A 13,808-nucleotide genomic window follows, 5' to 3' on the forward strand; every position below is an offset into this window, starting at 1 on the left:
GCGGCGCATTCGCGCCGCCCCTATACTGTTTTCTAACTCCGGGCTTACCGACCGCCGAGTCCGCTTAGCGATACACCCTCGATAAAGTACTTCTGTGCAAAGAAGAACAGCGCGAGCACCGGCACCATCGTCATGGTGGCAAACGCCATCAGCAATCCAGGTTCACCTCCGCGCTCGCCATTGAAGAGCTGCAGCGCATACGCAATCGGCATCTGCTCCGGCGAGTTGATGTAGATCAGAGGACCCATGAAGTTGTTCCAAGTACCCATGAATGTCCAGATCGCGATCACCGCGAGTGCAGGCTTGATCTGGGGCATCATCACACGCCAAAAGGTCGTGAGGTAGTTGCAACCATCGATTTTTGCGGCATCTTCAAGCTCCATCGGAATCTGCCCAAAGAACTGTCGCAGCAAGAACACGTTAAACGCGCCCGCAAAGCACGCAGGGACCCAAAGCGGTAGCAACGTGTCGATCCACCCCAATGACTTGAAAATCAAGAATTGAGGCATGAGCGTAACCGCGCCTGGCAGCATCATCGTGGAAAGAAGCACTGAGAACAGGAATCCGCGTCCAGGGAATCGGAGCCTACTAAATCCATAAGCAACCACTGAGCAGCTCAATACGGTGCCAATAACGCTGAGCACGACAAGGATCAAGGTGTTCTTTAGATACACCAAACCGAACTGCGTTTCCGGCGGAAGGTACTGCAGCGCTTCGGGATAGTTCTTCCACCGCAGCCCGTTGGGCCTAGATTCGACGACCTTATCTCCCGGGAAGTCGCTTGTCTTGTCTTTCAGCGAATCAGGAGAAAGGAACTTGACCGTTTTACTCCCGTCCTCTTTGTTGCCGATGACCATGCCTCGGAATGCGACGCCATTTTGCTCGCCGGTGACGATCGGCACCAGTTTCGGAACCTCTTTCAATGAATCCATCGGAGCGTCAACCGTGCGCCCACGCATGCTCATGGGTTGAACCACATCCAGTCGCGCGATGTTGTTGGGCAGATTCTCGATGAGCGTGGCCGTGACTTGTACCCCTTCAAAGTTGGTTTCAAATCGACGCTCTTTCGGGTCAAAGTAGGGAACCTCTTCGGTGACCCGCGGAATCCATACGATGCCGCCGGACATGTCCTTGTCCTCTTTGAATGAACTGCTCAAAAGCCAAGCGAACGGCATCCCGAAAAGCACACAGCCGACAAGCAAGGTGAGATGCGTCCAAATCGTTTTGCCACGAGTTCTGGATTCGGCCCGCTTCGCCGAAAACGCGATAAACGCCAAAGAGATCAAGAGCACCACCGCCATCGCGGCGAGTGTCGAAATCTGGAAGTTGAATGCCCCGCGGAAGATGGTTACTGTGAGCCCTATTTTATAGAACTGATAGTAAGCGAATCCTCCAAAAGCAAGCCATCCGGTTGCAATGTAGAGTTTGCGACCCCTTTCAAAATTGCTAATAGCAGTTCGCGCTTGGATCAGCAGCATCACGATTGCAACGGCACTGACAGCTACCGCCCATCCCCAAAAGTGCGTGTAAATCCAAACAACCGGCACCGTGATGCCATTGCCTTCGATCACCCGACCGATTGGCACAGGGTTCATCTTGAACGCTAACAGCAACACTGCAGCAATTCCCAGCGACAGCACCATCTGGTTCGACAATGCATCTGGACGATCTCCAGGTGCTTTTGCCATCCAGCGGAAGGCCAGGAGTGCAGCCCGAGCGGCGAAGAAAACTCCCGCCCATAACGCCAAAGTAGAAAGCGCAAATTGCAATTCGACGCTCATTTCTTCACCTCGGTATAGACGAACTTATTGCCAATCCAATATTGAATCCCAGTCAAGAGGAGAACCACAAAGAACACCACCCAGGCGAGCGCGCTGGCATAGCCCATCTTGAAGAATGCAAATGCGTTTTGGAACAAATAGTAAACCGGAACTAGCATCGTATCGTTTGGACCGTAACCCTCACCACCGCTGATCACATACACTCGATCGAATTCATTGATCGCGCCGATGAGCCCCATAATCGTGCTGAACAAGATGTACGGCGAAAGCATCGGCAACGTGATCTTAAAGAACTGCTGCCTTGGAGTTGCGCCGTCGATCCCCGCCGCTTCATAGAGAGTGGAGGAGATTCCCTTGAGGGCAGCGAGCCACATCATCATGCCGCTCCCTGCACCCCAAAGCCCCATAAAGAGCAGCGCCGGTTTTGCCCAACTTTCGACACTTGTCCATCCGGGAGGTTGAACTCCGAAAGCTGGCGTTAGGTACTGCAACCAGAAGCCGTTAACGATGCCTCGTGCTGGATCGGGCGAGAGGATGTAAACCCACAGGATCGTGCCTGCCATCGCGGGCACGATCGCGGGAAGATAGTAGACCGTTCGGTAATACCGGAGGCCCTTCACACCAGTGTTCAGAAGCATGGCTACGGCGAGTCCGGTGATGATTCCAAGAGGAATTCCGATCCCGCCAAGGTAGAGAACGTTCTCAAAGCTCTTGAGCACTCGTTCCTTATCCATGTCAAAGATCGTGTTGTAATTCTGGAATCCCACCCACCGTGGCTCAGTGAGCACGCTGTATTGTGTAAAGCTGAAGATCAGCGAGACGATCATTGGGCCGACGGTGAAGATCAGAAATCCGATGATCCAGGGCGAGATGAAGGCATAGCCCCAGAGAGCTTCGTGCCGCTCCAGTTTGCCGAGATTTGCTCGTTTGAACCCGATGACGCCTGCAACGACCATCGCCACAGCGCAGATCACGCCGATCCAGACCGGGATCGCCATATCGAGTACTGGGTATTTCTCCTTGTTGAACTCGGCATCCAAGTCTTTCTGAACTCGGCTTTGCCCTTCTTGAAGGGCGGCCTTGGGCGTCATGACCTTGAGGCCTGCTTTGTCCACGGCTTGAACGTGCTCGTTCCACAGCACCTGACCTACAAAGGTCACGGGCCGAATTCGGGCGACGTTACTCACTTCGATGTGCATTCGAAGCGCTTCGGCAACAGTTTTCGAGTTCGGCTTTAACAGGTCGAATGACTTTTCGTTGGCGACTTTGTTTGCGAGAATTCGGGGAACAAACTCCCGTCCTCGTCGGCGCTCCCACTCGGCTTGTGCCGAGAATTCGAGTACGCGAGCCTCGGCGCACTGGAGCCACTTTAGAAGTTGCCAGGCCCCTTCCAGATTCCGCGCGCCCTTCGGGATCGCCCAGCTGAATCCTCCGACCCATGTGACGAACTGATCTTTCTCGTTGGCGAATCGCCCTGTCCTGTTGTATCGATCATCGGGCACGGGCGGATAGCCGACGCCAAAGTCAAGGTTAGGGGCGAATCGCAAGAAGCCGGGCAAGATCCAGTCGCCGTCAATCTTCATCGCGATCTGACCGGTGTAGAACGGGTCAAACTCGTTGCCGCGGAAGCTTGCCTGGAATTTCTGTGCGTTCTCGTATCCGCCGACAAGGTCGTAGCCGCGGACCATGAATTCGAGAGCCTCTTCAGCCTCTTTCGAATCTAGAGTGCAGGTGCGGCCATCGGGACTGATGAACTGAGCGTTGTTTTGGAAGGCGTACAGGTAAAGCCAGGAGTTACCGTAATTCGGCAAGAACCCCGCACGAACCAGCCGACCATTTTTGTCGAACTTCGTGAGCGCTTTACCGTATGCCAAAAGCTCGCTCCAGGTTCGAGGAGGCCGATTTGGATCCAGTCCTGCTTTCTTGAGGGTCTCGGCTTCGTCGCGGAAAATCTTGCGATTGTAATACAGCACGCGGGTGTCGCAGCCGAACGGGATGCCGTACAACTTGCCGCCGAAACTCGCTTCTTCGACGGTCGCCGGAACGTAAGTGCTGAGGTCAGGAGTGAGCGGATCCTTGCCTTTGTCCCGTGCAATGAGGTCATCCAGAGGTCGGAATGCGCCGCGATTTGCCCAGTCGCTGATCGTAAATCGGTCTTGATATACAACATCCGGCGGCACATTTCCGACGATCGCAGTCATCAGCTTTTGCGGATTCATTCGGCCCGCGCCCATGCTCAAAACTCGGACGCGATATTGTGGCCATCGCCGTTCGAATTCGCGGATGGTGGCCTCAAACCCCTTGCTGTCTCGCCCAAAGCTCTGCCCCCAGAAAATGATCTCGGACCGAGGCTGCTGTGCCAAAGCGGCGGTTCCGAGCAAAAAGGCGGACAACACCAGCGTCGTCCAGAGCAAAATCGTGCGCATTGAAATCACTAATTTCGATATTACTGGACTTTGAAAAAAATCGCTAGAGAATAGGAATTCACGGTTCAAAATTAGTCGAAAACGCGCTGCAATTCAGGTGCCCATGAGAGTGCGAATATGCCATTCTAAATGCAGTTTGTCCAAGCCAAAACCGATTGTCGCCATTTTCCTCACCGTGCTCATCGATATGTTAGCGTTCGGGATGGCGATACCGGACATCCAACTCCGCGGAAAATCATTAGGGCTTGATGGTTGGGCACTCGGCGCCGCGATGGCCAGTTTCAGCTTGGCGCAACTCCTAACCGCGCCGTATCTTGGCCAAGAAAGCGACCGAATCGGCCGGCGAAAGATCCTGTTGATCACATGCGTGCTCAGCACGATCAGCTTTATTTTGTACGCTCACGCGAGTTCCATTCCGATCCTGATCGCGTCGAGAATTCTGGGTGGAATCGCAGGAGCAAATATCGGCGTGGCGTTTGCCTACATCGCGGATGTCACCACCCCAGCAGAACGCGCCAAAGGCATGGGATTGGTGGGAGCAGCATTTGGTCTTGGGTTCATCTTTGGCCCGCCCATCGGAGGCCATCTCATCTCGCTCGGAGGAGGCCAGCCTCACATTCTGGGTTACACGGCCGCCGCTGCGTCACTACTGAACTTATATTTCGTTTGGCAATTTTTGTCGGATGTGAAAAGGGAAGGGCCTGTGCCGCCGAGAGCCAAGAATGCGCTCGCGGCAAATTGGCGCATGGTCGGCAAGGCGCTATCCCATTCTGAATTGCGTATCTTGATCACGCTCTTCTTTATGGCGACGCTGGCATTCAGCAATTTGGAAAGCACCTATTTTCGGTTGATCAGCGATCAGTGGAAGATGAGTCTGGAAAGCGGCGGGTACGTCCTCGCATGGGTAGGCGTTGTTGCGGCTTTCATGCAAGGATTTTTGATCCGTCGCCTTACGCCTAAGTTTGGCGAGGCGAATCTGATGCGGTTCGGCTACACACTTCTAGTGCCATCGCTGTTATTGGTTCCTTACTCTGGACCATGGTTACCGATGCTCACGGGCGCGATGTGTCTTGGAATCGCGAACGGCGCGGCCCAGCCATCCACCAGTAGCCTGATTTCTAGGTCAACGCCCGCCGCAATTCAAGGTGGCATTTTTGGAGTGACGCAAAGCGTGGGCGCGCTGGCGCGGGTGATTGGACCGCAACTCGGGATGTCGCTTTATGCGAAGAATCCGGCATATCCCTATCTGTGCGGCGGGTTGCTGATGCTCATTCCGGCGGCGTTGGCTTATTTTGTGAAGTTTGATCCGAATGCAGAGCCGGTCGAGCACGCGCCAACTCATTGATTGCCGGGTAAATTGCAATCACAGTGCAGCAACGCGATCCCATCGGACTTCTTGTTGGAATCATCGTCTTTTTAGGTGGTGTTGGCCTGTTGTTGTTGACCTTTAAGCAGGCATCTGAACTGTTTCTTGCTCCCCCGAGCCAAGCACTCGGCTTGAAAGAAGGAGCAGCGATCGACATGAATTCCGCCGGTCAGTCGGTTGTGGCCCTCGTCTTCCGGGTTTCGATGCTGCTGCTCATGTGCATCGTCGGTTCCGTGATCAGCAACCGAGGGATTCGGCTCTATCAGGCCGCGATCGGTGAACCTGGAAAGAAGAAAGACCGAAAAGGAACCGGGCAATCTGCCGAGCCCGCCGAATCCACAGAACCATGATCGCACGATCTCACAGCGCGACTTTGGTCGGTATCGACGCTGCACATGTCGAAATCGAAGTCGACCTGCAATCTGGATTGCCTGGATTCGTGTTGGTGGGTCTGCCCGATAAGGCCGTTGAAGAAAGCCGGGAGCGAGTCCGCGCTGCGATCAAGAACAGCGAACTGCGGTTCCCATCCACCAGCAAGATCATTTGCAATCTCGCTCCTGGTGATATTCGAAAGGAGGGCCCTTCGTTGGATCTTCCAATCGCTGCGGCCATTTTGGCGGCCGTTGAAGAAATTCGCGCCGACGATCTTGAAGGCATCCTGCTGGTCGGGGAACTTGGGTTGGATGGCAAACTCCGCCGCATTGATGGCGCGCTCAATACAGCGATCTTTGCTGCTCAAGCGGGATTCAAGCGGTTGGTATTGCCCGCAATGAATGCCGATGAGGCGGCGATTGTTCCAGAGATTGAAGTGTTTGGCATCGAATCGCTGGCTGATTTGGTTCGGTTGCTCAATGTGGGTGATCTCGAACCAGTGCAGATTCCGAAGGAGGCTTCGCTCGAGGCGCTCAGCTACGAAGTCGATTACGACGAGGTTAAAGGGCAGAAACACGCGATCCGAGCACTCGAAATTGTGGCGGCGGGTGGACACAACGTTCTCATGGTGGGGCCGCCAGGAAGCGGAAAGACAATGCTGGCTCGTCGGATTGTCAGCATTTTGCCGCCGCTCAATCTGGATGAGTCGATCGAAGTCACAAGAATTTACAGTGCCGCAGGGCAAAAAGGGGAAGTGCGTGGATTGTTGTGGCAACGCCCGTTCCGATCACCCCATCACACAAGTTCTTACGCCGCAATTGTGGGCGGAGGAAAGGTTCCAAAGCCTGGCGAGGTAAGCCTTTCGCACAATGGAGTGCTGTTCTTGGACGAGTGTGCTGAATTTCAGCGAGATGTTTTGGAAGCCTTGCGGCAGCCACTCGAAGACGGAATGATCACGGTCAGCCGAGTTGAAGCATCGCTGACGTTTCCTGCTGGTTGCATGTTGGTGGCTGCAATGAACCCATGTCCATGCGGATTCAAAGGGTATCCCGAGGCGCAATGCATCGGTTCGCCCGCCAGTTGTGGACGATATTTGAACAAGTTGAGCGGTCCTCTGCTCGACCGAATCGACTTGCATATCACCGTCCCTAGACTGAAGCCATCCGAACTTACTGAGATGCCGGTCGGAGAGAAGAGTGCGGTGATTCGAGAGCGGGTGATGCGCGCGCGGGAACTCCAGGCGGCAAGGCTAGGTTCGGGCAAGATCAACGCAAAAATGAGTCCCAAAGATATTCGCGACACGATCCGGTTGGACGATGAGGCAAAGGAATTTATGAAGCAAGTCGCCGCAAAAATGAACCTCAGTGCCCGGGTTTACGACCGAGTTTTGAAGGTCGGTCGCACGATTGCGGACCTTGCGGAGCAACCTGATCTCAAGAAAGTCCATCTGGCCGAGGCGATCCAATATCGAGAGCGCTCCGAAGCGCTTTAGCGTTTATTCGGGCGAGTGCAGACGTACAGCACGCCAGCCAAACCGATGAGATACCAGGCAATCTGGCCCGCTACGGAAGGAATCACTCGGGCGGATGAACCCACCGCGATCAGAATCACACTGGAGATGAACACCTTTAGCCAAGGCCTGATGCTGCCAGTTTCTCTCCAATCGCGCAGTCCCGGCCCCATCTTTGGATGATTGAGCATCCAACTTTCCATTTTTGGGTCTGAGCGCGTGAAACACGCCAGAGACAGAATGAGGAAGATTGTCCCGGGCATGACGGGCAAAATCAAACCAGCGATGCCGAGTCCCAAGAGTAAGAAACCAGCACATTTGTATGCGGGACGGATGATATTTGCCGGCATCAATGACATGAATTTCCTACTTCCTGAAGCTTAGGTCAACAAAGTTCAAAATTCTATGACAGTCCTGACGAATCTTGCGCGTTTTTAACTACAATAGCGAAAGCAGTTCGCTGTTGTTAGGAATAAAACATGAAAGCAAGATTAGTGGGTGTGACGTTGGCTTTGGCTTTGGCTCTGTGCTCGATGTCGATGGTAGCTTGGACTCCGAGTGCAATGGCCGACAAAGATAAAACAATGTCTGCTAGTGAATTCCGCGAAGTCCTGAAGGACTTGAAGTGCGAATTTACAGAGGAAAAGGATGGTGAAGACAAGACGATGTTCAAGATCACCAAGCCAGTTCCTACGACCTTGCTACAATATGGTGGTGAAGGTGATGTCGGTTCAAGCATCGCGCTTTCGAGCACGCTGGAACTCCCCTACGACATCGATGACATCAATGCTTGGAATTACGGCGAGCGCTTCACCAAGGCCTACATCGACGACGACGAGAACGTCGTTTTTGAGAGCGATTTGGATGTGAGCGTCGCTCCAAACAAAGCGATTGTCAAGAAGTTCATCGAGCAGTACATCGCCGGTTTCAAGAAGTTCACTCTCTCGGAAGACAAAGAAGACGCAAAACCAGAACGGTAATCTAGTATCCCGGCTCGCACGCGTCGTACAATATGATGTATGGCGAAGCGAGACCTAGAACGCTGGCTCTGGCAGCTAGGTAACGAACCTCGAGATCCAAATTCGGACCTCGGGGTTGCGTTTTCTCGGTTGGCGCATGGCCACGGATGGACTCCGCGAGTGGATGTTTATGAGACGGACCAGAATGTCCTGGTCTTGGTTGAGCTCGCTGGCGTTTCTGAGTCAGATGTGCGAATCGGCATTGATCCTGAAATGGGCCGGATTTTGATTCGCGGTCGGCGCGATCTCCTTAGCCTTCATCGCTGCCAGCCTCACCAAATCGAAATCCCGTCTGGCGAGTTCGAGCGTGATCTTCCGATTCCGCCAGGCGTATATGATCTTGGACGCACCGATGCAAAGCTCAGCCATGGCCTCTTGATCATCGAATTTCCCAAGTCCGAACCCGAATTCCAGATCGTTGAACGACGTTGGATCACCCTCAGTTGAACCTAAATGACTTCTAATTTTGAACCTGTTTCTTCAGATATTGACGAAAGACCCATCGATGAATTGGGTTCGGTTGCTCCTGCCGAACCAGAAGAGTCGGACAAGCAATCGACCACCGTTCCCGAAATTCTCAACATTTTGCCTCTGCGAGAATCGGTGATCTATCCGATGCTGATCGCGCCGCTTTCAGTCTCGCGCGAGAGCGGCATTGCGGCGCTCGATGACGCCGTTGCCACACGCGACCGAATCATCGGAGTTTTAACCCAGCGTGAGCCAATGATGGACACGCCGACGATGGATGATTTGTACGACTTCGGTTGCGCTGTGATCATCCGAACACTGGTCAAATCTGCAGACGGAACTCGGCTCATCGTTCAGGGATTGACTCGGTTCAAAGTTCTGGAAGTCCTTCAAACGACCCCATTCATTCAGGTTCGTGTCCAACCGATTGAAGAACCGAAAATTGCGCCAGAGAAAGAAGAAGAAGTCGAGGCGCTTCGACGATCGGTCGCCGCAATGTTCGAGCAGGCTGTGCGCCTGACGCCGATGTTGCCAGACGAGCTCAAGGACCTGACTAACGCGGTCGACGAGCCGAATGTGATGGCAGATTTGGTTGCTGCTCACATGTTCTTGCCCACAGAAGACAAGCAAAGGGTGCTCGAAACGGTTTCGATGCCTGAGCGACAGAAGACGCTCTTGGCGCTCCTTTCGAGAGAAGTCCGAGTGCTTGAACTGAGTTCAAAGGTCCAAAACGAAGTCAGCCACGAACTGAGCAAATCACAGCGCGAATACTATCTTCGAGAGCAGCTGAAGGCGATTCAACGCGAACTGGGTGAGTTCGACGATGTTGCCGGAGAATTGGATGAGATTCGAGAGCGCATCGAGGACTCAGGAATGAGTGCCGAAGCGCACAAGGAAGTTCAGCGTGAGTTCGACAGGCTGAAGAGAATCAATCCTGGCTCGCCCGAATACAACGTGGCGCGAACCTACATCGACACGATGCTGGCGATGCCTTGGAAGAAGATGACCGAGGACCTTTTGGACTTCGATCACGTCAAGTCGGTCCTCGATGATGAGCATTTCGGTCTTGAGAAGATCAAGGATCGAATTCTCGAGTTTTTGGCGGTGCGTAAGGTCAAGACCGATGGACGCGTGCGCCAGCCGATTCTGTGCTTTGTGGGACCTCCCGGCGTTGGCAAGACCTCACTTGGGCGCTCGATCTCGACGGCGATCGGCAGAGAATTTGTCCGGATTTCTTTGGGAGGCATGAGGGACGAAGCTGAGATTCGGGGTCACCGCCGAACCTACATCGGCGCACTTCCGGGCCAGATTATGCAGGGACTCCGTCGGGCAGGAGTCAAAAATCCACTGTTCGTCTTGGATGAAATTGACAAACTGGCAAGTGATTTCCGGGGTGATCCAGCGTCCGCTCTTCTCGAAGTCTTGGACCCCGAACAGAATGCCCATTTCAGGGATCACTACCTCGACACGCCGTTTGACCTCGGTCAGGTGTTCTTCATCGCCACGGCAAACCGGCTCGATACCATTCCGCCAGCGCTGCTAGACCGAATGGAACTTGTCGAAATCGGTGGGTACACCGAGGAAGAGAAATTCCAAATCGCTCGGCAACATCTGATCCCGAAGCAGGTGGAAGAACATGGACTCAAGCAATCGAAAATCAAGTTCGCTGATGAGGCCGTGACGGAGCTGATTCGGCACTACACCCGAGAATCTGGGGTCAGAAATCTCGAGCGGATGGTGGGTTCAGTCGTGAGAAAGGCGACTCGTAGCTTCGCTGAGGGTCGAAAGTCGTCGGTCACCGTCAATCGTGCTTTCATCCACAAGCATCTTGGCGCGCCGAGATTCCTGCGCGACGAAGTGATCGAACGAAAATTGATTCCAGGCATGGCCGTGGGTCTGGCATGGACTCCAGTTGGTGGAGACGTTCTGTTTATCGAATCCACACGAATGCCGGGCAAGGGAATGACGATCACCGGTCAACTTGGTGATGTCATGAAGGAGAGCATTACCGCGGCGATGAGCTATATCCGAACCCATGCCAAAGACCTGGAGATTGACTCTGAGTTAATTTCAGAAAGCGAGATTCACGTCCATGTCCCTGCCGGCGCGGTTCCAAAGGATGGCCCGAGTGCAGGTGTGACGATGTTGACCGCTCTGGTTTCACTGCTGACTGGCAAGTTGGTGAAGCAGCGGCTCGCGATGACTGGGGAAATGACCTTGACGGGCCAAGTCCTACCGGTTGGGGGCATTAAGGACAAAGTTTTAGCGGCGTATCGAGCGGGGGTGAAGACGCTGATCTTGCCGGAAGATAACCAAAAAGATTACGAGGAAGAAGTGCCCGAAGAGATTCGAAAGCAGCTGAAAACACACTTCGTTTCCAACGCTTCGGAAGTTCTTTCCATCGCCATAAATCTAAAGCAAGTAAAAAAGTAAGGGAATTTGCCCCGACCCTGTTAATTTCGCATGGCGGTGTGGAAGTAATTACCAGGTACCCGCAAAAAGTGCACCTTTGTTTTGCGTGGTTCCGGGGCAAAAGACTTGACACATCGTTTCCGATTGCTTGCGCAGGGAATGGTCATAGCCGCAGTGGCTATGGCGGTGTCTGGGTGCCAATTGCTCGGCCTTGATGCTCCACAAGTCGACACTCCTCGGCCCAAAAACGAGGCTGTCGCTTCCATTGACAACGCTCAATCGAGCCTAGATTTCTTCTTTGATGAACTCCGCCATCGCCGCGGTGATAAGTTCTACGCCAAGGTCAGTTTGCCCGGCCTTGCGGGACGGCCAGAAGACATTTGGGTGAGCCAAGTTGTTGCCAAAGGCGACAAAGTGACCGGGAATCTCGCTCAGGCTCCTCGAAAAATCCCCGGTGCTCGCAAAGGCTCGAAGGTCAAATTCAGCAAGGCCCAAGTACTTGACTGGATGATTGTCAAGGACGGTAAGGTCTACGGGGCGTTTACTGGCAGGCCTAAGCTTTAGGACTTTTCCTTCACGAACTTCATTGCGTTGCCATTGATGCAGAATCGCAATCCGCTCGGCTGAGGACCATCCGGAAAAACATGTCCTAGATGCCCATCGCATCTGGCGCAAAGCACTTCCACTCGCACCATGTTGTACGATTTGTCTGTGCGGAACCACACGTTCTTGCGATCTACAGGAAGAATGAACGAGGGCCATCCGGTGCCTGAATCAAACTTGTCTGCGCTTTGAAACAGCTTCAAATCGCAACCGGCGCAATGGTAGATCCCCTTATCCTTCGTGTTCTCGAGGATGCCGCAGAACCTTGGATCGGTACCGTGCGACCGAAGAATGTTGTATTGCTCTGGCGTCAGTTTTTTCTTCCACTCTTCGTCGGTCAGCACAACCTTGTCGTCGCGCTTCGGGCTCTTTTCTTCAGGCTTCAAGGTGTCCCAGGTCAGCATTTTAGTTTTGTCCTCTTTCACAGTCGGGTTGCTTTTGGCAGGTGGGTCAGAAGCGGGAATGTGCATGGTGTTGCCAACAAGTAGTCCTGCTCCGGTGAGGATAGCCAAAATTGCAATCGCCTTCATGAGTATTTGATCAAACGAAAAAGTTTAAGAGTGTGTTCCGGAAAAATGCGTAGAAGAATCGGTGCAGTCTGGAAGGTAAAATATGCCTACTGGATTTGCGCCTTGCAGAATCGTATAAGAAAGACGCACCTTCCAACCAAAAATTTAAGATCATGAGCGCAACGACTTATCCAAATTACAGCCCTGGACTGGAGGGCGTGATCGGTGGAATCACCACCATTAGCGAGATTGTCAGCGAAACCAGTAGCCTCATCTATCGTGGATATAACGTCCACGACCTCGCCAGCAAAGGCTCGTTTGAAGAAACCGCCTACTTGCTCATCTATGGCAAGTTGCCAAACATGGCAGAGCTGACGGCATTCAAAAAAGTGCTTGCCGACGAGCGAGAAGTTCCAGAGCAGGTCTACACCGCGCTCAAGCAACTTCCAAAGAGCACTCATCCGATGGACATCGCAAAGGTTGGCTTTGCCGTCTATGCTCCATACGATCCAGATTACGCTGCTCCGGCTGGCGATGACGCTGCAAACGTTCGAAAGGCTGTGCGGATTCTCGCCAAGGCTTCGACCATCGTGGGCAACGGACACCGAATTCGATCGGGTCAAGAGCCGCTTAAGCCGATGGCCGAGCACACGATTGCACAAAACTTCCTGTACTTGATCACTGGTCAAGCACCAGATGCCAAGACGGCACACGTTTTGGATAGTTCGCTCACGCTCTACGCAGAGCACGGATTCAACGCATCCACTTTTGCTTGCCGAGTCACTGTGGCGACCCTCAGCGACTTGTATAGCGGTATCGCAAGCGGTATCGGAACCCTTAAGGGCCCTCTACACGGAGGCGCTAACGAGGAAGCCATGAAGATGCTCGAAGAAATCGGTTCGGTCGATAAGGCTGAAGCGTGGATTCGAGATGCTCTCGCTACCAAGAAGAAGATCATGGGCTTTGGTCACCGCGAATACAAGAAGCGCGACCCACGAGCGATCTATCTCACCAAGGTGGCCAAGGAGCTTTGCGCAGAATCCGGCCAAACAAAATGGTCCGAGATCGCCGACATCCTCGAAAACGTGATGGAAACCGAAAAGGGAATCTATCCAAACGTCGACTTCCCAGCGGCTTACGCTTACTACATGCTCGGCATCCCTGTTGACCTGTACACCCCGATCTTCGTGATCGCACGTGTTAGCGGTTGGAGTTCACACATGATCGAGCAGTTGCGCAACAACCGATTGATCCGACCTGGATGCATCTACGAAGGTCCAACCTCCGCCGAGTTCGTTCCAGTCGAAAATCGCTAAGTTCTCTTAGCTTGAAAGCAGTTCAG

General features: G+C 53.5%; 12 protein-coding genes. 8 read left to right on the forward strand and 4 right to left on the reverse strand.

Annotated features, from left to right (window positions below):
• Nucleotides 1-44: 44 nt before the first annotated feature.
• Both J0L72_01555 and J0L72_01560 read right to left on the reverse strand, forming a co-directional pair.
• Entirely contained in the window at nt 45-1,781 is a 1,737-nt protein-coding gene (locus J0L72_01555) for a carbohydrate ABC transporter permease (protein MBN8689457.1), read from the reverse strand.
• Nucleotides 1,778-4,207, reverse strand: a complete 2,430-nt coding sequence (locus J0L72_01560) for an extracellular solute-binding protein (GenBank protein ID MBN8689458.1) — start codon at nt 4,205-4,207, stop codon at nt 1,778-1,780. Before J0L72_01560 ends, J0L72_01555 begins: the two co-directional genes overlap by 4 nt.
• 136 nt (nt 4,208-4,343) lie before the next feature.
• Here J0L72_01560 and J0L72_01565 point away from each other — a divergent pair, with 136 nt between their 5' ends.
• Genes J0L72_01565 through J0L72_01575 form a run of 3 tightly spaced genes read left to right on the forward strand, consistent with a single transcriptional unit; the run spans nt 4,344 to nt 7,437 of the window.
• On the forward strand, nt 4,344-5,552 hold the full coding sequence (locus tag J0L72_01565; protein ID MBN8689459.1) for an MFS transporter: 1,209 nt from the start codon (nt 4,344-4,346) through the stop codon (nt 5,550-5,552).
• Between the two features lie 23 nt (nt 5,553-5,575).
• Nucleotides 5,576-5,923 (forward strand): hypothetical protein, encoded by a 348-nt coding sequence (locus J0L72_01570; protein ID MBN8689460.1) that lies wholly within the window; start codon nt 5,576-5,578, stop codon nt 5,921-5,923.
• Nucleotides 5,920-7,437, forward strand: coding sequence for a YifB family Mg chelatase-like AAA ATPase (locus J0L72_01575; GenBank protein ID MBN8689461.1), 1,518 nt, complete (start codon nt 5,920-5,922; stop codon nt 7,435-7,437). The genes J0L72_01570 and J0L72_01575 overlap by 4 nt, the downstream gene beginning before the upstream one ends.
• Here the strand turns inward: J0L72_01575 and J0L72_01580 are convergent.
• A complete protein-coding gene (locus J0L72_01580; GenBank protein ID MBN8689462.1) occupies nt 7,434-7,814 on the reverse strand; it encodes a YbaN family protein in 381 nt (126 codons plus the stop codon). The genes J0L72_01575 and J0L72_01580 overlap by 4 nt on opposite strands.
• A 120-nt stretch (nt 7,815-7,934) precedes the next feature.
• Here J0L72_01580 and J0L72_01585 point away from each other — a divergent pair, with 120 nt between their 5' ends.
• From J0L72_01585 to J0L72_01600, 4 genes are all read left to right on the forward strand, one after another.
• Nucleotides 7,935-8,435, forward strand: a complete 501-nt coding sequence (locus tag J0L72_01585) for a YbjN domain-containing protein (protein ID MBN8689463.1) — start codon at nt 7,935-7,937, stop codon at nt 8,433-8,435.
• Between the two features lie 39 nt (nt 8,436-8,474).
• Nucleotides 8,475-8,921, forward strand: coding sequence for an Hsp20/alpha crystallin family protein (locus tag J0L72_01590; protein ID MBN8689464.1), 447 nt, complete (start codon nt 8,475-8,477; stop codon nt 8,919-8,921).
• A 6-nt stretch (nt 8,922-8,927) separates the two neighbouring features.
• Entirely contained in the window at nt 8,928-11,375 is a 2,448-nt protein-coding gene (gene lon, locus J0L72_01595) for an endopeptidase La (protein MBN8689465.1), read from the forward strand.
• Between the two features lie 105 nt (nt 11,376-11,480).
• Nucleotides 11,481-11,918, forward strand: coding sequence for a DUF2314 domain-containing protein (locus J0L72_01600; GenBank protein ID MBN8689466.1), 438 nt, complete (start codon nt 11,481-11,483; stop codon nt 11,916-11,918).
• On the opposite strand, the gene msrB is transcribed toward J0L72_01600, so the two are convergent.
• The gene (gene msrB / locus J0L72_01605; protein ID MBN8689467.1) at nt 11,915-12,361 is read right to left on the reverse strand and encodes a peptide-methionine (R)-S-oxide reductase MsrB; all 447 of its coding nucleotides are present in this window, start codon (nt 12,359-12,361) and stop codon (nt 11,915-11,917) included. The two genes, J0L72_01600 and msrB, sit on opposite strands and share 4 nt — an antisense overlap.
• Before the next feature lie 278 nt (nt 12,362-12,639).
• Here msrB and J0L72_01610 point away from each other — a divergent pair, with 278 nt between their 5' ends.
• Nucleotides 12,640-13,782 (forward strand): citrate synthase, encoded by a 1,143-nt coding sequence (locus J0L72_01610; GenBank protein MBN8689468.1) that lies wholly within the window; start codon nt 12,640-12,642, stop codon nt 13,780-13,782.
• Nucleotides 13,783-13,808 lie beyond the last annotated feature (26 nt).

The organism is Armatimonadota bacterium, assembly GCA_017303935.1.
GTDB lineage: Bacteria > Armatimonadota > Fimbriimonadia > Fimbriimonadales > Fimbriimonadaceae > JAFLBD01.

What these genes read in the sequence shown, in the direction of transcription:
- J0L72_01580 (MBN8689462.1), bottom strand. Translation starts at nt 7,814, where the DNA reads ATGTCATTGATGCCGGCAAATATCATCCGTCCCGCATACAAATGTGCT.
- J0L72_01585 (MBN8689463.1), top strand. Translation starts at nt 7,935, where the DNA reads ATGAAAGCAAGATTAGTGGGTGTGACGTTGGCTTTGGCTTTGGCTCTG.
- J0L72_01590 (MBN8689464.1), top strand. Translation starts at nt 8,475, where the DNA reads ATGGCGAAGCGAGACCTAGAACGCTGGCTCTGGCAGCTAGGTAACGAA.
- J0L72_01575 (MBN8689461.1), top strand. Translation starts at nt 5,920, where the DNA reads ATGATCGCACGATCTCACAGCGCGACTTTGGTCGGTATCGACGCTGCA.
- msrB (MBN8689467.1), bottom strand. Translation starts at nt 12,361, where the DNA reads ATGCTGACCTGGGACACCTTGAAGCCTGAAGAAAAGAGCCCGAAGCGC.
- J0L72_01555 (MBN8689457.1), bottom strand. Translation starts at nt 1,781, where the DNA reads ATGAGCGTCGAATTGCAATTTGCGCTTTCTACTTTGGCGTTATGGGCG.
- J0L72_01610 (MBN8689468.1), top strand. Translation starts at nt 12,640, where the DNA reads ATGAGCGCAACGACTTATCCAAATTACAGCCCTGGACTGGAGGGCGTG.
- lon (MBN8689465.1), top strand. Translation starts at nt 8,928, where the DNA reads ATGACTTCTAATTTTGAACCTGTTTCTTCAGATATTGACGAAAGACCC.
- J0L72_01560 (MBN8689458.1), bottom strand. Translation starts at nt 4,207, where the DNA reads ATGCGCACGATTTTGCTCTGGACGACGCTGGTGTTGTCCGCCTTTTTG.